Genomic DNA, 18,638 nt, shown 5'->3' with positions numbered 1-18,638 from the left:
TCCAGGGAGAATGAGATGAGCACCGTCGTGAATTGGGGCGTACTGGGCTATGCCCGAATCGCCAAAAATTCGATTATTCCGGCCATTGCCCGCGCGGATAATGCGCGGCTGTACGGCGTAGCATCACGCAACCAGGCCGACCTGCCAACCGGTGAATGGGAACAGAGCTACGGCGATTATGCCGCGCTGCTTGCCGATCCGGCCATTCAGGCCGTTTATATCCCGTTGCCAAACTCGCTGCATAAGGAGTGGGTACTTCGCGCGCTCGAAGCGGGTAAGCACGTGCTGTGTGAAAAACCGATTGGCCTGACGGCCGCCGAAGCGCAGGAGATGCAGCAGGCCGCGGTACAGCATAACCGCCTGCTGATGGAGGCGTTTATGTATCAGTACACCGACCGCGTACGGGTGATCAAACAGGTACTGGAAAGCGGCGCGCTGGGTGAACTTCGACATATTAACGTCTCGTTCCGTTTCTTGCTGGATCGTCCAAATACCATCAAAATGCAACCTGCGCTGGGCGGCGGGGCGCTGTACGACGTGGGCTGTTATCCGGTGAACTTTATCGGCATGGTGACCGGACGCTTGCCGGTACGCTGCAAAGCGCTGTGCGAAACGGACCAGGGCGTTGATACCAATCTCTCGGCATTGCTTCAGTATGAAGATGGGCTGATTGCGAATATTCACTGCGGTTTTAACGCTTATGGCCGCAATTACGCGGAAATTATCGGCACGAAAGGCATGCTGATTGTTGATAAACCGTTTCTCGACGATGCCGGCGCGCTGCACCTGCATACCGCTGAAGGCGTGCGTGAACTGCCGGTTAGCGAGTCTGACCGCTATCAGGCCGAAATTCGCCATTTCTCCAGCGCGGTGCTCAACCAGCCTTCGCGGCTGATTCCGCTGGATGAGACCGTCCGCAATATGCAAGTGCTGGATATGATTCACGCCGCGCTGTAATCCCGTTCTCGCGGCGCTGGGCGTTCCCGGCGTCGCGTTATCGCGCGAACCGCCGCGACCCGATCACACACAAAATCACGCCGAGTGTCACCATCATCATCTGCGGGCTTATCGCCTCGTGAAGCAGGATGGCCGAGAGCAGCAAACCTAAAAATGGCTGTAATAGCTGTAGCTGCCCCACGGCGGCGATCCCGCCCGCCGCCAGCCCCTTGTACCAGAAAATAAAACCAATCAGCATGCTGAATAACGAGACGTAGCCCACTGCTGTCCAGGTCGAAAGGGAAAATGCATCCAGCACGGGTGGTCGGGTGATAAAGGCGGCGAGCAACATGGCTGGCAATGATATCACCAGCGCCCAGCCGATGACCTGCCAGCCGCCCAGTTCACGCGTTAGCGTTGCGCCTTCCGCATAACCCAGGCCGCAGGCCAGAACGGCGGCAAGCATCAGCACATCACCGGTCAGAGATAGCGTTGCGCTTTGCCAGAGCGCAAACCCGGCCACCAGCAGGCTGCCGAGCAGTGAGAAGATCCAGAAGGCGATACGTGGCCGTTCGCCGCCACGCAGGACGCCGAAAATCGCTGTCGCCAGCGGAAGTAGCCCGATAAATACAATGGAATGGGCGGCGGTGACGTAGCGCAGAGCAAGCGCGGTCAGGAGCGGAAAGCCAATAATCACCCCCAGAGACACAATGAGCAACGGCAGGATTTGCCCGCGATGTGGCCTGGGCTGACGAAATACCTTCAGCAGCGTGACGGCGACCAACCCTGCGATAGAGGCGCGTAAAAAAGTCAGAAAGAACGGATCCATTTCCAGCACCGCTATTCGCGTTGCCGGTAGCGAGCCGCTGAAAATAATGACCCCCAGCAAACCGTTGAGCCACCCGGAATGCGCCTGCTGTTTTGCGTCTACGATATTCATCCCTTGCTCCTTGTCGTTGAGTCATTGTCGCGGCGATGGTAGTTTCTTCTATTCGGTACAATCAAATTATTGTCATGGATACATTGCATGAAGGCGCGATACAAAACGCTGGTTGACGCCTATGCTCAGGCTATTCGCAGCGGGAAACTGATGGCGGGTAGCCGTTTACCCACGCATCGGCAGCTGGCCGCCGAGCATCATATTTCGCTGGCGACGGCGACCCGGGTGTATGCCGAGCTGGAGGCGATGGGGTTAGTGAGTGGGGAGACCGGGCGCGGCACCTTTGTGCGAGAAATCGCGCTCGCCGTGGGGCACGGTATCGATCAACAGGCGATCGCCGCAGATGTGCTCGATCTTAACTTCAACTATCCTTCGTTGCCGGGGCAGGGCGATCGGTTACGTGAAGGGTTGCGGCAACTGGCTAACGTTGGCGATATTGAATCGCATCTCCGTTATCAGCCCCACGCCGGCAGGCTGGGAGACAGGGACATTATTGCCCATCACCTCAGCGCTCAGGGGCTGGCCACGCGGGCAGAGAACGTGTTGATTGTTAACGGTGCTCAGCATGGGCTGGCCGTTTCGGTCATGGGGTTGCTGCGTCCCGGTGATGTGGTGGCCGTCGATGCCTTAACTTATCCGGGCTTCAAAGCGCTAGCCGCACTGTATCAACTGGAACTGCTCGCCATTCCGGTTGGCGATGAAGGCCCCGATCTCGACGTACTTGCCCGTCTATGTCAGATACGTCACGTGCGCGCTGTCTATACCATGCCAACGTTACACAACCCTCTCGGCTGGGTGCTGAGTAGCCGTCAGCGCCGGCGGTTGGCTTCTATCGCCCGCCAGTACGACCTGCTGGTGATTGAAGACGCAGCCTACGCTTATCTGGCTGCACGTGCGCCGTCACCGGTAGCCAGTTATGCGCCGGAAAGAACGGTTTATGTGAGCGGTTTTTCAAAAGATGTCGCCACCGGAATCCGCGTGGGGATGGTGGTCTGCCCCGATGCCTGGCGTCCTGCGCTTGAACGTGCCATACGGGCAACTACGTGGAATACCCCTTCGGTGATGAGCGCGCTGGTTTGCCAGTGGATTGTGGACGGAACCGTCTCAAAGCTGGCGACGCAAAAAAGGCGTGATGCTCGTCAGCGCCAGCGTCTCGCCCGCGATATGCTGGGGCCGCTGCCCTGCATCAGCCACCCGGACTCGTGGTTTCTCTGGCTGCCTCTGGCTGAGGAGAGCCGGGCCGATCGGGTGGCGAAATTACTGATGGATCGACATATTTCTGTCTCAACCGCCGAACCCTTTTGCGTGACACCTAATATTCCGCAGGCCATTCGTGTGGCGCTGGGTTCGGTTTCGATGGAGCAGCTTAGCGTTGCGCTGGCGGCAGTACGCGCAGCGATTGAATATGAGCAGAGCCGGTAGCGGAAAGTAGAAAAGCAAAAAGCCTGCTCGAAAGCAGGCTTTTCTAAATTTGGCTCCTCTGACTGGACTCGAACCAGTGACATACGGATTAACAGTCCGCCGTTCTACCGACTGAACTACAGAGGAATCGTGTGAACGGGGCGCATATTATCGATGTCCCTACGGCTTGTCAAAGGGTGAAAAGCGCGAATAAGTTCGTTTGCTGACAATTTCAGCAATTTGGGTTTTATTGCTCATTTTCTCCGCAGATTGCACCGTGAAAGTGCATATTTACCCCTTATGGGGCATAGGGCAATCTTCTGACCGGGGCAAAAAAGGGCGCCAGCGATAGGATTACCCGGTTTCAGCACGATTTTTAAAACTGGCAAGCATCTTGCAACTCCTCCGATTACTTAACGCCAGCGTGGCAGTGGATCTCGTACCGGAGGCAAAAATGAACTTAAGACGGCTGAAATACTTCGTGAAAATCGTCGATATCGGCAGCCTGACTCAGGCGGCTGAAGTGTTGCATATCGCGCAGCCTGCACTGAGCCAGCAGGTCGCAACGCTGGAAGGTGAACTTGACCAACAGCTGCTTATTCGCACCAAGCGCGGCGTGACGCCAACCGAGGCTGGAAAGGTTCTGTATACGCATGCCCGCACGATTCTGCGTCAGTGTGAACAGGCGCAACTGGCGGTGAACAATGTCGGTCAAACGCTCAGTGGCACCGTTTCAATCGGGCTTGCGCCGGGAACGGCGGCCTCGTCAATTACCATGCCGCTGCTGCAGGCGGTGCGTAACGAACTGCCGGACGTGCTGGTGTATCTGCATGAAAACAGCGGCACCGTGCTGAATGACAAGCTACTCAACGGCCAACTGGATATGGCGGTGCTGTACGATCGCGCGCCGCTGGCGGGGATTATGAGCCAGCCGTTACTGAAAGAAGATCTTTATCTGGTGGGCACCCGCGATTGCCCGGGGCAGAGCGTGGATCTGACCGCCGTTGCTGAAATGAACCTGTTTTTACCCCGCGACTATAGCGCCGTCCGCGCCCGCGTTGACGAAGCTTTTTCGCTGCGCCGCTTAACGGCAAAGATTATCGGTGAAATTGAGTCAATCTCAACGCTGACCGCCGCCATCGCCAGCGGTATGGGGGTGACTGTTCTGCCGGAGTCGGCGGCTCGATCGCTATGCGCCGCGGCGAACGGTTGGATGGCGCGCATTACGACGCCATCGATGAGCCTGCCTTTATCCCTTAACGTTTCGGCGCGAGGCCAGTTATCGCCGCAGGCGCAGGCGGTGAAAGAGATTTTGATGTCGCTGGTGAGTCGGCCAATGCTGGATAACCGTGAATTGCTGCTTGTGAGCTAAGCTTATATTCCATTCAGGAATATGTTGCTGGTTTTTATTATTTGTTTGTCAGGTCGACAAACTTTAACAATAGCGTCATATCTGACTGAATCGGGGTGACGCGTGAACTTCCAGCAACTTAAAATTATTCGCGAAGCGGCACGGCAGGATTACAACCTGACCGAAGTCGCCAATATGCTCTACACATCGCAGTCTGGCGTAAGTCGACATATTCGCGAGCTTGAGGAAGAGTTAGGGATTGAGATCTTCATTCGTCGCGGGAAGCGCTTATTAGGTATGACCGAGCCGGGCAAAGCCCTGTTGGTGATTGCCGAACGTATTCTGAATGAGGCCAGCAACGTTCGCCGTCTGGCCGACCTCTTTACCAACGATGCCTCCGGCGTACTGACCATCGCCACCACACACACTCAGGCGCGCTATAGCCTGCCGCCGGTGATCAAAGCCTTTCGTGAGATCTTCAAAGATGTGCGCCTGGAGTTGATTCAGGGCACGCCGCAGGAAATCGACGCGTTGTTGCACAGCGGCGGCGCCGATATCGGTATCGCCAGCGAACGGCTGAGCAACGATGCCACGCTGGTGGCTTTCCCATGGTTCCGCTGGCATCACAGCCTGCTTGTCCCCACCGATCACCCGCTCACTCAGACCACGCCGCTGACGCTGGAAGCGATTGCCCGCTGGCCGCTGATTACCTATCGTCAGGGAATTACCGGGCGCTCGCGCATTGATGAAGCGTTTAACCGTAAGGGGCTGACGCCGGATATCGTACTCAGCGCGCAGGATTCGGATGTCATCAAAACTTACGTCGAGCTGGGGCTGGGAATTGGGCTGGTGGCCGAGCAGTCGGGCGATGCGCAGGAGTCCGGTAGCCTGGTGCGGTTGGATACCCATCATTTGTTTGATGCCAATACCGTCTGGCTGGGGCTTAAACGTGGTCAGCTACAGCGGAACTACGTGTGGCGCTTTATCGAACTGTGCAATGCCGGATTGTCGCTGGAAGAGATCAAACGCCAGGCGATGGATCTGGAAGAGACGGTGCTGGATTACCAGATTTGATGGTGTGTCATTTGTCGATTTTGCGATGATGGAGTGTCGCAGAAAGCCTGCTTTTCAGCAGGCTTTCTGCCTGGCGTGGCTCAGCCATTAGCTGTTTGACAGGCAATCGCAATTAAGAACTCCAGGGTATCATCTTCGCCAGATTAACCACGACAATCAGCAGTCATACTGTGAAAGATCGCTGATTCACATTATTACCAGGAGCACCATTTGCAGGGGGTCGTATGCATCCAATCAGAATTTAGCGGGGAGTTTATTCAAACTGATGAGGAATCCGCGATGGATTTCAATATAGCCTCCCGCTTTGAGATAGGTGAGAATGCGCATGATGCCACTCCGTGAGAGGTGTGTTTTTCCCTGAATATAATTTACCACTGTGATGGATTTCCTGTAGCTCTCATTTTCAGACATCAGCTGCAACAGGATGAACTTAATTAATTCATACGAGGTGGGCGCGCTCATTTGCTCATTGATAATATACAATTTACTGGACAACACCATCATATGCTGCGCTACAGCTTTCCATAGGTGATGTTCTTCAATGATTTCAATGGCTTTGTCCAGGGACATGATGCCAATGGTGGCAGGGGTTAACGTCTTGATATAGGTGATAATATTTTCGCTGGCGATATAGTTTAGACCAAAAAGGGTAGGCGCGGTGGCGGTCAAAACCGCAATGTCATTTTTATCACGGTGGTATGTCACATATCCTTTCAACAGAAGATAACAGTAATATTTACCCCCTGACTTTGGATAAAGACGTTTACGGGGGGATATATTTTTTATTTCACAGTATGGTTCTAATTTTTCGATAATACACTCAGTAAAAGGAGACGGTGTCATTAATTTTGTGGCCCAAAAACTATCGCTCATGTTCCTGTCCAGAATTGTGTTGATTTGTCCTTATATTATAGCGTATGAATAAATAGTCTAACCTACAATGGGTTATTGACAATAAATTGTTATGAATCAATATCTTGGCGGTAATTGCTTAAGTTCAATCAGTACACCTTTTTCCATAGAAAGTAATCCTGCACTTTTAAGGTCACTGATGATACGCATGATACTGCTTCTGGAAAGATAAGTTCGCTCTTTTATATAAGTAGCCGCAGTAATGTTGGTACGAAAGCTGGGTGATTCATTCATTAATTGGTTTAGCTGAAATTTCACGATGTCATAAGAAGACATTTTCGCAATCATTGTGCAATGTTCAAAAATGCGTGATGATGTGTAAATAAGTAAAGCACAGGTACTTTCCCAAAGAGCATATTTTTGCACTAACAGATTAAATCTTTCCAGCGGTAAGCGGGTTAATTCTGATTTCTCCAGGGCCCGAACGTAAAGTCGATCGCCGTAAGCAGACTGGTTGCTGACGCCCATGATAAAAGGGGACTTTTCACTGTTCAAAACCATACCGTCGCCCCTTCTGTTTAAGCTAATGCTGCCGCTCTCCAATAGATAACAGTAGCGCTTTCCATTGACCTGGTAGCGTAAAACCTCGCCTTTTACTGGCGTGATTTTTTCACCATATGGAGCAATTGAATCCATTAGGGTTTTAATGTGTTCCAGTGGTTTTTTAGCCAGCGTAGAATTTAAATAGTCCAAAGGCAGGCCTTTAATATCATTTGAAGTCAATTTCTTATCTCTGCTAAGAGTAATTGGAAAAATCTTAGTAAAACTTAGTATGAGATTGCTTTTATATATTTAGAATATAAAAAGATGTTCTATTTGGACTCAATGAGTAACATATTTTTAATAAATTTAATTGAGAATCATTTCTTTTGATGAAGTTCTACGAGAAGATATGATGATTGACGGAAAGGCGATCTTATTGTGTTAATTTAGTGTTAATAACAGAATCCAGGAAAAACAAATATAAGAATTGCCACATTAAAATTGTTTCTATAAATTGCCGTTTAGCAAGTGTGTTATTTTACCAGGGAAACAGTAAGACTCAGGAAAACGCGATAAAAGTATACTCATAGTAATGCTTCTACAGGTTAGTGATATTTGTATAAGAGCAGCGTACGGCCAATGTTTTATGACATGAGTCATCCCGGATGTCACTCGCTAAAATAAGCGTTGAGTTTTTTATTAAGGAATAAATAGTATGAATAATAAATTGATAGCTGTCGCTTTTACCACCGCCGCCGTATTAGGTACTGTGTCTACTACCGTAAATGCGGATAATACTATTAAGTTTCAGGGTGAAGTTGCCGATCAAACCTGTACTGTAAATGTTAATGGTAATGCGTCTTCTCCTCTGGTCTTATTGCCAACGGTTCCTGCCTCATCTTTAGCCACAGCGGGAACAACGGCAGGCACGACTAATTTCACAATTGATATTTCAGGATGTACGGCTTCAACTTCCGATACGGCGATTAAAACTATTTTTGTCGGTAATAACCTGACCAGCAATGGTCGTATGGGAAATACGGGGTCCGCGACAAATGTCTCTTTACAACTGGTCGACCCGGCGACGCCATCGACTCCGCTTGATTTGACAGGGCAGACCGGTGCACCGGGTTTAAATCTGGTCGCAAACGCCACGTCTGCCTCTCACGATTTTGCCGTGCAGTACTACTCAGAAGGCACTGCAACGGCGGGTTCTGTACTGGGTAGTGTTCAGTACGCTATTTCTTACCAGTAATGCTGTCACCCCTTCCGAACTCTCGGAAGGGGGTTTTACGAAGAGTAATTTAAAATGACTACAAGAGCATTTTGCCGACTTATTATTTTTATCCCGGTTTGCATCCTGATGCTCTGTTCACCGGTGATGGCTAGCGTGGTGATGCTGAATACCAGGGTTATTTATCCGGCAGATACTCAATCTCAAACACTTCAGTTTTCTAATAATGACAATATTCCATATGTAATGCAGGTATGGTCAGATGTGAACAATCCCGCTTCAACGCCAGATACTACCGATGCGCCCTTTATGTCGGTTCCGGCACTGTTCCGTATTGAGCCACATACCGGACAGTCTGTCAGACTGATCTTTACGGGTAAAGATTTACCAAAGGATCGGGAGTCCTTATTTTATCTTAACTCAGTGCAGATCCCTCCAAAAAATGCGATTAAGGGAAATCAGAATCAAATGTCTGTCATTCTGCGTAATCGCTTAAAAATATTTTATCGACCTAAAGATATTGTTGGTAACCCGGATGGTGTTGCCCAACAGATCCATTTCTCTTTAAAAGAAAATAATGGGCATTGGGGACTGGTTGCAGAAAATACATCTGGATATTATGCCTCTGTCATTAGCGCTTCTCTCGTATCCGGCACGCAAATCATACCGTTTCAGACCAGCATGATCCCGCCAAAGACAACGGTAACCTGGCCAATGAACAAGAAAGGACAGTCAATATCAGCGGCTAGCAAAGTGAAGTTTATATTAATAAATGATTATGGCGGCCAGACTCACGCGCAGGCGGAACTCGGCAGATAAGATTTACCCTGATAAAAATATTGCTTAGGATTTTTATATGCAGGGGATAGGGATGAATATGATTAATAAAATACCCCCTCAGAAATTTTTTATTGAAAACAAAAATATCGTTAATTTTGGACTGCCTTTAGAGTGTAAGACCCGGCTTAAACCTTTGGTATTGCTGTTGTGGATGATGACACCACTTATGGTTTCAGCGTCGAATATGCCTGCTCCTGCGGAAACAGAACCATTTGAGTTTGATAACAGTATGTTGATCGGTGCGGCTAAAAACCAGAATATTCTTGCTCGTTTTGATAAAGCGGATTCGGTTGCGCCTGGAGAGTATCAGGTAGATATTTTCATCAACGGAAATTTTTATAATCGTCAGGCGGTATTGTTTTCTGCAGATAAACAAAACAAGGTTTCTCCCTGTTTTTCACGCGAGCAGCTTATTGCTATTGGCATTATGCCAGGGAGCATTCAGGCCAAAGATGATCATGATACCTGCTTGCGGGTGACTGAACAGGTTCAGGGGACCAGCGCTCAATTTGATTTTTCCCAACTGCGCCTGAATATACTTATTCCGCAGGCGCAGATGATGCATACGGCGCGCGGGGCGGTGCCTCTGGAGAGTCTTACTGCCGGTGATAGCGTATTTTTTACCAACTATGACACCAACTTTTATCGCACCCAGGCAAGCGGTAATTACAACAGTGATTCGACTTATCTTGGGCTTAATTCCGGGATAAATATGGGGTTATGGCAACTTCGCCAGCTATCAAATTATACTCGCTATTCCACGAACAACGGCCCGGACAGCAGTCATTGGAAATCGGTCAGAACCTATGTTCAGCATCCCATCCCGGCAATCAATAGTGAATTGACGTTGGGTGACAGCTACACCTCCGGCAACTTTTTCAGCAGTCTTGGCTTTCTTGGTATCCAACTGGAAACCGACGATCGCATGATTCCGGAATCTCAACGTGGCTATGCGCCGACAATTCGTGGTATTGCCTCGACAACGGCTAAGGTCACGGTTAGCCAGTCGGGCACGCAAATCTATCAGACAACTGTCGCACCTGGTGCCTTTGTCATCGACGATCTTTATCCGACCAGCTACGAAGGTGATTTGGTGGTCGAAGTTCAGGAAGCGGATGGCCGCGTGTCGTCATTTACCGTTCCCTTTGCGGCCGTACCCGGCTCAATGCGGCCTGGTCGTTCGCACATCAGTCTGTCGGCAGGCCAGGTGCGAGATATTGGCGATAGCGACGATATGTTCGCCGATGCCACCTGGCAGACCGGCCTGACTAACGCCATCACCGCTAACTCGGGGGTGCGTATTTCCGATGGCTATCAGGCTTTACTGGGCGGCGCTGTCTTTGCGAGTGAACTCGGGGCGTTTGGTGTCAACGCCGTTTATTCCCGGGCCAATATGTTTGGCAACTACCTGACAGGTTGGCGATTTGGTGCCAACTATAGCCGTACGTTTGTACCGACATCCACAACGCTGGCCCTGGCGGGTTATCGATATTCAACTGAAGGATATCGCGACTTAACCGACGTATTGGGGGTTCGTAGTGCGGCGAATAGCGACAGTACCTGGACGTCAAGCACCTACGAACAGAGAAACCAGTTCGTTGTGACATTAAGTCAGGGGCTTGGTCAGCTAGGGCAGACCTATATTTCAGGTTCAACCACTACCTACCATGGCGGGCGTGGTCGCGATACGCAGTATCAGGTGGGTTATTCCAATCATTATAACTCGCTCAGTTACAACCTTTCGTTGAGTCGGCAGCAGACAGGACGTACGCGGTATGGTGTACAAAGTACAGACGTTAATGATGGCGGTGGTGTCAGTAACAGTCGCACTGAGAATGTCTACATGTTTTCTGTCTCTCTCCCGTTGGGGGCGGGATCGCGTTCACCGATTCTGACGTCAGGATATAGCCATCAGTCAGACAATGGCGGCCACGATAGCTATCAATCGTCGCTGACGGGTACCCTTGGGGAGTCGCAAAACACCGCTTATAGCCTTAATGCCGCTTACGATAACGGCGGTAGCGGTAGCAGCGCGGGCGCCAGTCTCACTCAGCAACTGCCTTTTGCAACCATCGGAGGGAGTCTCTCGCACGGCAAAGATTACACCCAGTATGGCGCGAGCGCGCGTGGCGCGGTGGTGGCTCACGCGGGCGGCGTAACGCCGGGGCCATATTTATCCGATACCTTTGCATTAGTTGAAGCGAAGGGGGCCAGCGGTGCCCTGGTGGGTGGAGGAATGGGAGCGACGATTAACGATTCCGGTTATGCGCTTGTTCCTTCGGTGATTCCCTACACCTTTAACGATATTACCCTGGATGCCAAAGGGATCAGTAATCCCAACGCCGAACTGGTCGACAACCAGCAACGTGTAGCGCCTTATTCTGGAGCAATGGTGAAAGTGCACTTCAGAACGCTTGAAGGCTATGCCCTTTTAATCAAACTTGCGCCGGGAGGAGGGGAGCCGTTACCGCTTGGTGCAGAGGTTTACGATAGCAAAAATCGGGTTATTGGCCTTGTGGGGCAGGGTAATCAAATTTATGCGCGAGCATCCAGCCGACAAGGCACGTTAAAGATCAAATTGGGAGATGCCGCTGGCGGGCAGTGCCTTTTGAACTACGACCTTCGTGGCCAGGAAATGAATAAGTCAATGTATCACCTGACGCTGCCGTGTCGCCGGAATTAATGTGAGTAACAGCGAATGAAAAAGTATCTCTCTATACCAATACTGCTGGTCGTTGGGATTGGCTTGCCGCAGCTCTCCTGGGCAATGTGCTACCGTATTACCGGGACGAATACAAACTCGGCCTCAAACTATTATACCGAGCCGGGGAAAGGGACGGCGGCCTCCTGGGATGGGATGCCGGATGGCGCTGGCTCTATAGGGACGCTGCCTACCGTGGTGAATATCAATAACAGCGCTTTTCAGCCAGACGGCACGCTGTTAGCCACGGGGATTGTTCCGATGGTCGGGAATCAGGTTTATAACCCGGAGCAGATCCTGTTTCGCTGCCAGGCTGCTGATATTAATAATCTTTATGAATATTACGCGACCAACGGTGATTCAACTTATGCGGGTCACGTGGAGGTAGGGACGGCTGCGGGTTTACCGCAAAGCTACCAGACTTATGTCCCCGGAATGGCGCTGCGCGCAACCAATATGCTGACGGGGGAGTATTACAGCCGTTACTGGAAGGCTCGGCAGCTTACCAATCTTGACACAGATTCGCAGGGCTGGCTTTTAGTGAAAGCGAAAAATTTCAGTAATACCAAAGTGGAGCTGTTTCGCCTCAGCACCAGCGCTGGCGGGTGGGGAGCCACCAGTACCGGCATTTATCCCCAATCGCAACCGGCTACTTATATCGCTTTTAAGGGGCCGGGATTTTCTAACGGTTTGAGCGTAGGCGCTGATTCTAACTCGCAATATGATGGCTGGTATGGCTACTGGCCGGGGGGCGTTAACCTCTATAACCGTCTGTATATCCGCCGCTCTGCGACCTGTGTTGTCAATAATGTGACGCCATTAGTCCTCTTCCCGACGATTTCTGTTTCCCAACTGCAGGCGGGGGCAACAGTACGACAGCCCATTAATATTTCATTTAATTGCCAGACAGGGAGCCCGGCTAACAGCGGGGTGACATCATTCACGAGTGGTGTCGCGGTAAATCAGACCGCAATGGGTATTCTGGTTAATCCGGGTAATGCCGCGACGGCAACGTCATTAGGCCTGACAACAGGCTCTGGCGTCACTTATTTGGTTTCAGATAACTACGGTACGGATCCTTCGGTCGCTACCGGGGTAGGGATTCAGATAAGCAGAACCAACGGAACGCCGCTTAATTTACTCAGTTCGTTAAGTGGTTCGGTATTGGGTGGAAACGCGGCGGGCTGGTATCCGCTTCTGGATGATGCCGTAGGCGGGAGTGTGGTGAGCGGAGTGACGACCTATTCCAAAACGTTAAATGCGACCCTAAAAGCGTTACCTGGAAAGACGGTTACCGCAGGTAAAGTGAGCGCAACCGCGCAAGTAATTATTCAGGTGCAGTAATGAACAAAATAAGTATAACGGTTGCGGGGGTGTTGCTGCTATTACTGAGTCAGCTGGCGTTAGCCGGCGTGATGGTGGAATCGTCTCGGGTGGTCTTTTCCGCCGCTGACCCTGAGCGTTCGCTGATGCTATTCAATAGTAATGCATACCCGGTTATCGTCCAGAGCTGGGTTGATGATGGCTCACCAGACGGTACGCCAGAAAAAGCGGTCAACTCACCGGTTATGCCGCTGCCCGGTATTTTTCGTCTCGAGCCTGGAGAGAGGAAAAGTCTACGATTACTGGCGACACAGATGCCGTTACCTACCGACCGTGAGGTGTTGTACTGGCTTAATATCTATGAAATTCCGCCAGCGGACGCCCACCTGCCGAAAGAGGCGATGTTGGTAAAAGTTGCGGTACGCTTACAGTTGAAACTGTTCTGCCGTCCCGCTCATCTCGAATTGTCCGTCGATGATGTGGCGGCGAAACAGCAGTTCAGCATTATCCGACAACCCGGCTCGCTGGCGCTGAAAGTGATAAATCCTACGCCGTATTACGCCACTTTTGACCGCGCCGAGGTGACAGATGACACCAAATCACAGCAGGTAAATATTGGTATGTTGGCGCCCTTTGCCAGTAAAACGCTGCTGCTCAATGGGAATCTGATCGCCTTGCCAAAAAGAATCCATTTTCTACTGATAAATGATGATGGGAATCGTGTAGAGAGGAATGACTCCCTATGAGAGATGCTTTTGTTGTATCGCATATCTCCAGGTTTTTTACGCGTTGTTAAAGAATCGACTGTGGCCACTCTGATTGGATACAGAGTAATCATGTCCTGATGAAGATTGAATACTCTATTGTCGTCGAATATTCATTCGACCCGGCGATATAAAAAAGACGCTCGCGGGTTGAGTCAACTCTGCTGAGGATGGGTTTAATTAAGTTTTGGCATAAGTAATGATTAATATTGTTATCAAAGATTCAGATGTGTTATTTCAGCGTGGGCTGACCTGGTTTTTCAGTGATTTCTTTTCCAATGAGCAGATGAAAATTGAATTCAATTATAGCCTCACGTCCGAAAGTGTTAAAGTGGCTGACATCATTGTCCTTTCCTTGTGTCCCGGAGAGTGTTTTATTTGTCTACCTGAATTACAGCTACGCAAAAAGGGGATTGTGATTGGCTTTATTGATGATGAAACACGAGTTTCAGCTCAGCGTTCCTGTTTTCAGGATATTATCTTTATTCCTCGCCGGGCGCCCGTGACGCAGGTACGCACAGCATTCAATACGGCCTGGCGGAGAGTACAGCATGAAGGCTATCGCCAGTCATCGGTCTCATGTTTTGACTGTCGGCAGCAAACCCTAACCGCTCAGCAACTTCGTATCATGATCGGTTTATACAAGGGGATGTCGGTTATGCAAATTGCAGGCGAGTTAGTGATTAGCGATAAAACAGTATTCACGCATAAATATCGCGCTATGCGGAAATTTAATTTGCGCAGCGATTACGAGTTAATGCGACTACTTGATGAAATGGGAAACAGGAATGATTGGCAAAATATGTCCATGAATATATAAAACCATCGTATAAAGAGAGTAGTAGGTTGCCGTTGAGTTTTTCGCTTAGGGCTATAATGCGGTTGTTGTCGGGAGTATCAGTAAGCTTAGAGAGGGGATGGAGAGGCGTTGTACTTCGGATTCGGATGTCGGTAACGGCGATAGAGGGGGGCTTCTATACACTTTCCCTCTCAAATCCACACGCCAGGAAGTCGTTTTCCAGACAAACCCGTTGAATCAAAAAGCAAAAAGCCTGCTGAGTTTCCTGAGCAGGCTTTTCTAAATTTGGCTCCTCTGACTGGACTCGAACCAGTGACATACGGATTAACAGTCCGCCGTTCTACCGACTGAACTACAGAGGAATCGTGTGAACGAGGCGCATAGTACTGGGCACGAATATTTGTGTCAACACTAAATTTAACTTGCTGATTCAATTGGCTGAATTTAGCACAAGGTGTTGTTTTAGTGTACTGCCGGGGGATTTTCATCCTGCTGGCTATTATCTCGCAACCGCTGTAATGGGTCCTGTCCATAGAAACCGCAAAAACGTTGCCACAGCGCCGGGAAGCGTGGAGCGAAAAGTTCAGGCGCGCTGAAAAAGTACTCCGAAAGCACCGCAAAACATTCTGCCGGGTCGGTCGCTGCGTAGGCATCGATGCTGGCGGCGTTTTCGCCAACTAAATCAATCTCATCCTGGATATTATTCATGGCGGCATGCAGGTCGTGTTCCCAACCCGCCACTTCACGCAGCGGAATAAACGGCACGCCGCTGGCGCGGTCACCGTTGCGCGTATCGAGCTTATGCGCGACTTCATGAATAATCAGGTTAAAACCGGAGGCATCGAAGGAATCCTGAATATCGAGCCAGTTGAGTACGATCGGCCCCTGTTGCCAGCTTTGCCCGGACTGAACTATCCGCTGGTTGTGCACCAGCCCAATATCATCCTCCCATTCGTCGTCGACAATAAACGGGGCGGGGTAAATAAGAATTTCATGGAAACCGTCGAGCCACTCTAAGCCAAGCTCCATGACCGGCAGGCAGAACAGCAGCGCAATACGCGCTTCGGTGATCGGGTCAACGGTTAGCCCCTGTAAAAACACCATCCGCTTTTGCTGGAGGAATCGATCGGCAAGCTGGACCAGCTTCACCTGCTCGTCCGTAGACAGATTGGCTAACAGCGGGATCGCCAGGGCCTGCGCCCACGGCAAATCAGCTTTATCGGCAGTGTCACTCGCTTTCCAGGGCCATTTAATCATCATTCTGCTCGTAAACTCGTCACTTGAACGTAATTGAAGAGACTGGGTCTGTTAAAATGCCAAAATTCCTGGCATGATGGCAACCATCAAAACGGAGAGATGCCGGAGCGGCTGAACGGACCGGTCTCGAAAACCGGAGTAGGGGCAACTCTACCGGGGGTTCAAATCCCCCTCTCTCCGCCACTATTCAAGCACTTACGTCGTTTCATTTCAGTGACTGAAATCCCACTGAGAAAATCCTTCGAGAAAACAATGCACCGGAAATGGCTTCCGGCGTGTATCTATTTTACCCCTTTTTGTTCGATGTCGGGCTGATCTCACCGTACGAGCATACACTCATAAGTGCCTTCCTGAATGGAAACAGAACATTGGGGGCGAGGTTAATACGGATTGCGTTTTAAATGAGCTAATAAAAAGCTGCCTGTAGGCAGCTTTTTACACAGCGGGGATTACGGCGTGACGATATTGAACCAGAATTCAAATTTGTCCATGTAGCCCAGCATCTCATCAAGCTTAGCACCGTTGCCGGTGACCTTAACTTCACCTTTCTCTTCAGCCTGCTTGAGCGTTTCTTCTTTCAGGATGATCTTATTTAGCGTCGCGCGGTCGAGCGCGATGGTCGCATCGGCATCTTTCGCTTCTGCGTTCGCCGTGTGGTTCAGCACGCCGTTTTCCAGCTCCAGCTTGTATTTACCGCCATCGCTGCCAAGGTCAATGTTAAACACCGACTTCGCTGTGCCGGCTTTCTCGCCGTTAATATGGACCGCCAGATAGTCGAAGAACATCTCTGGTGTCATCGCGCGCACGGTGTCCGGACTGGCCGTATTTGGCGTAGGTCCTTTCACCACGCCGTTACGCAATTCCTGCGCGCCGGTCAGATAGAAGTTACGCCACGGGCCAGATTCTGCCTGATAACCCAGCTGTTCCAGCGCATCCGCTTCAAGATTACGCGCGTCTTGGTTATTCGGGTCGGCAAACACAATTTTGCTGACAACCTGAGCCACCCAACGGTAGTTGCCCTGATCGTAGTCCTCTTTGGCCTTCTTCATGATGGCGTCTGCACCGCCCATATAATCAACGAACTTCTTCGCCGCTTCTTCAGGTGGCAGTTCATCGAGGGTGGCCGGGTTGCCATCGAACCAGCCAAGGTACAGCACATAGGTCGCCTTCACGTCATGACTCACGGAGCCATAGTAACCACGGTTTGCCCAGGTGTGTGCCAGGCTATCCGGCAGCTTGAAGTTGGCGGCAATTTCATCACGGGTCAGGCCCTGGTTAGCCATGCGTAACGTCTGGTCGTTGATATAACGATAGAGGTCTCGCTGGCTCTTCAGCAGGTTAACCACATTTTCGTTGCCCCAGGTCGGCCAGTGGTGTTGGGCCATAATGATTTCAGCTTTGTCGCCCCAGCGAACAATCGCTTCGTTGATGTACTTAGACCACGGCAACGGCTCACGAATTTTCGCGCCGCGCAGAGAGTAAGTGTTGTGCAGGGTGTGAGTTACGTCTTCCGCAGACTCGATGAGTTTTTTCTCTTCGATATACCACAACATTTCAGACGGAGCTTCAGAACCCGGCGCCAGCATGAAGTCGTATGTCAGGCCATCAATCACTTCTTTCTGGCCGTCTTTGTCGATGATATTGGTGGGGGCAATCAGGGTAACCGTACCCGCTGAGGTCGTGGTACCAAGACCCGCGCCAACCTGGCCCTTCGCATCAGGCTTCAGCAGGTTGCCGTACATGTAGCTGGCACGACGACTCATAACGTTACCGGCCATGATATTTTCCGCCACCGCGGCTTCCATAAAGCCTGCCGGCGCATACACCTTCACTTTACCGGATTTCACATCGGCTTCATCCACCACGCCGCGTACGCCACCATAGTGGTCAACGTGGCTGTGGGTATAAATAATCGCGACAACCGGTTTTTTACCGCGATTTTTGTAGTACAGGTCCATCCCGACTTTGGCGGTTTCGGCAGAAACCAGCGGGTCAACGACCGTAACGCCTTCTTTACCTTCAATGATGGTCATATTGGAGAGGTCGAGGTTACGGATCTGGTAGACGCCGTCGGTGACTTCAAACAGGCCGCTGATGTTGATCAGCTGAGACTGGCGCCACAGACTTGGGTTGACGGTATCGGGGGCCTTTTCACCTTCTTTGATAAACGCATACTGCTGGGGATCCCAGATGACGTTACCCTGTTCGCCCTTGATAACGTCAGCAGGCAGAGCGGCAATAAATCCCTTATGCGCATTAGTAAAATCGGTATTGTCAGAGAATGGTAATTGGTTATACAGCGCGTCGTTGGCTTTTTTGGTGGTGTCGGTTGCCTCTTTGGGGGTGATATCAGCATAAGCCGGCAGAATGACCGTTGACATCAGCCCGGCAAGCGCCAGACTTTTGACAATAAGCTTCAGTTTCATTGGAACCCTCTTTGACTTGTTGGACCGGATAATACATTTACGACACTAACTTCTTAATACATCTATAGATATTTATGTTTAAACATAACCTTATTTTTACATTTGGCAATGTGAAGCCATTAAAAACTTGCCTTAACGTGATAGTAATATTGTTTTTTTGAAGTAAATAGTCGGTTTCTTTTTAAGTGGGTGAAATT

General features: G+C 50.6%; 15 protein-coding genes and 3 tRNA genes. 11 read left to right on the top strand and 7 right to left on the bottom strand.

Annotated elements, in window-relative coordinates; genetic code table 11:
• The first annotated feature begins 15 nt into the window (after positions 1-15).
• A complete protein-coding gene (locus ACW14G_RS13095) occupies positions 16-957 on the top strand; it encodes a Gfo/Idh/MocA family protein (protein ID WP_249023062.1) in 942 nt (313 codons plus the stop codon).
• Positions 958-994: 37 nt separating this feature from the next.
• On the opposite strand, the gene ACW14G_RS13090 is transcribed toward ACW14G_RS13095, so the two are convergent.
• Positions 995-1,876, bottom strand: coding sequence for a DMT family transporter (locus ACW14G_RS13090; RefSeq protein WP_167575501.1), 882 nt, complete (start codon positions 1,874-1,876; stop codon positions 995-997).
• An 87-nt stretch (positions 1,877-1,963) separates the two neighbouring features.
• On the opposite strand from ACW14G_RS13090, the gene ACW14G_RS13085 reads away from it, so the two are divergent.
• Entirely contained in the window at positions 1,964-3,298 is a 1,335-nt protein-coding gene (locus ACW14G_RS13085) for an aminotransferase-like domain-containing protein (RefSeq protein WP_249023063.1), read from the top strand.
• 50 nt (positions 3,299-3,348) lie between these two features.
• On the opposite strand, the gene ACW14G_RS13080 is transcribed toward ACW14G_RS13085, so the two are convergent.
• Positions 3,349-3,424 (bottom strand) — tRNA-Asn (locus tag ACW14G_RS13080).
• Between the two features lie 307 nt (positions 3,425-3,731).
• On the opposite strand from ACW14G_RS13080, the gene nac reads away from it, so the two are divergent.
• Both nac and cbl read left to right on the top strand, forming a co-directional pair.
• On the top strand, positions 3,732-4,649 hold the full coding sequence (nac, locus tag ACW14G_RS13075) for a nitrogen assimilation transcriptional regulator NAC (protein ID WP_223802926.1): 918 nt from the start codon (positions 3,732-3,734) through the stop codon (positions 4,647-4,649).
• Between the two features lie 102 nt (positions 4,650-4,751).
• Positions 4,752-5,702 (top strand): HTH-type transcriptional regulator Cbl, encoded by a 951-nt coding sequence (gene cbl, locus ACW14G_RS13070; RefSeq protein ID WP_065357644.1) that lies wholly within the window; start codon positions 4,752-4,754, stop codon positions 5,700-5,702.
• Between the two features lie 234 nt (positions 5,703-5,936).
• Here the strand turns inward: cbl and ACW14G_RS13065 are convergent, their stop codons facing one another.
• The gene (locus ACW14G_RS13065) at positions 5,937-6,575 is read right to left on the bottom strand and encodes a winged helix-turn-helix transcriptional regulator (protein WP_249023064.1); all 639 of its coding nucleotides are present in this window, start codon (positions 6,573-6,575) and stop codon (positions 5,937-5,939) included.
• Between the two features lie 96 nt (positions 6,576-6,671).
• Complete coding sequence (locus tag ACW14G_RS13060) at positions 6,672-7,337, bottom strand: helix-turn-helix domain-containing protein (RefSeq protein WP_223802925.1); 666 nt, start codon at positions 7,335-7,337, stop codon at positions 6,672-6,674.
• A 475-nt stretch (positions 7,338-7,812) separates the two neighbouring features.
• Here ACW14G_RS13060 and ACW14G_RS13055 point away from each other — a divergent pair, with 475 nt between their 5' ends.
• From ACW14G_RS13055 to ACW14G_RS13030, 6 genes are all read left to right on the top strand, one after another.
• Positions 7,813-8,352: a fimbrial protein gene (locus ACW14G_RS13055; protein WP_163448865.1), complete on the top strand. Its 540-nt coding sequence runs from the start codon at positions 7,813-7,815 to the stop codon at positions 8,350-8,352.
• A 54-nt stretch (positions 8,353-8,406) separates the two neighbouring features.
• Positions 8,407-9,150: a fimbrial biogenesis chaperone gene (locus tag ACW14G_RS13050; protein WP_223882153.1), complete on the top strand. Its 744-nt coding sequence runs from the start codon at positions 8,407-8,409 to the stop codon at positions 9,148-9,150.
• 52 nt (positions 9,151-9,202) lie between these two features.
• Positions 9,203-11,854 carry a fimbria/pilus outer membrane usher protein gene (locus tag ACW14G_RS13045; RefSeq protein ID WP_223802923.1) on the top strand — a complete coding sequence of 884 codons (2,652 nt, stop codon included), beginning with the start codon at positions 9,203-9,205 and terminating at the stop codon, positions 11,852-11,854.
• A gap of 15 nt (positions 11,855-11,869) precedes the next feature.
• Positions 11,870-13,216 (top strand): fimbrial protein, encoded by a 1,347-nt coding sequence (locus ACW14G_RS13040; RefSeq protein ID WP_223802922.1) that lies wholly within the window; start codon positions 11,870-11,872, stop codon positions 13,214-13,216.
• Positions 13,216-13,941, top strand: a complete 726-nt coding sequence (locus tag ACW14G_RS13035) for a fimbrial biogenesis chaperone (RefSeq protein ID WP_249023066.1) — start codon at positions 13,216-13,218, stop codon at positions 13,939-13,941. Before ACW14G_RS13040 ends, ACW14G_RS13035 begins: the two co-directional genes overlap by 1 nt.
• A gap of 217 nt (positions 13,942-14,158) precedes the next feature.
• Positions 14,159-14,779 (top strand): helix-turn-helix transcriptional regulator, encoded by a 621-nt coding sequence (locus ACW14G_RS13030; RefSeq protein ID WP_249023067.1) that lies wholly within the window; start codon positions 14,159-14,161, stop codon positions 14,777-14,779.
• Between the two features lie 265 nt (positions 14,780-15,044).
• Here ACW14G_RS13030 and ACW14G_RS13025 read toward each other — a convergent pair.
• Positions 15,045-15,120 (bottom strand) — tRNA-Asn (locus ACW14G_RS13025).
• A 100-nt stretch (positions 15,121-15,220) separates the two neighbouring features.
• Positions 15,221-16,018: a DgsA anti-repressor MtfA gene (gene mtfA, locus ACW14G_RS13020; protein WP_249023068.1), complete on the bottom strand. Its 798-nt coding sequence runs from the start codon at positions 16,016-16,018 to the stop codon at positions 15,221-15,223.
• Between the two features lie 90 nt (positions 16,019-16,108).
• Here mtfA and ACW14G_RS13015 point away from each other — a divergent pair.
• A tRNA-Ser gene (locus ACW14G_RS13015) sits at positions 16,109-16,198 on the top strand.
• A 266-nt stretch (positions 16,199-16,464) separates the two neighbouring features.
• Here ACW14G_RS13015 and ACW14G_RS13010 read toward each other — a convergent pair.
• Positions 16,465-18,441 (bottom strand): alkyl/aryl-sulfatase, encoded by a 1,977-nt coding sequence (locus ACW14G_RS13010; RefSeq protein ID WP_249023069.1) that lies wholly within the window; start codon positions 18,439-18,441, stop codon positions 16,465-16,467.
• Positions 18,442-18,638: the final 197 nt, after the last annotated feature.

This window comes from Kluyvera sp., from assembly GCF_965301105.1.
Note: the sequence above shows the minus strand (reverse complement) of the source record. Positions and strands in the feature narration are given on the sequence as shown.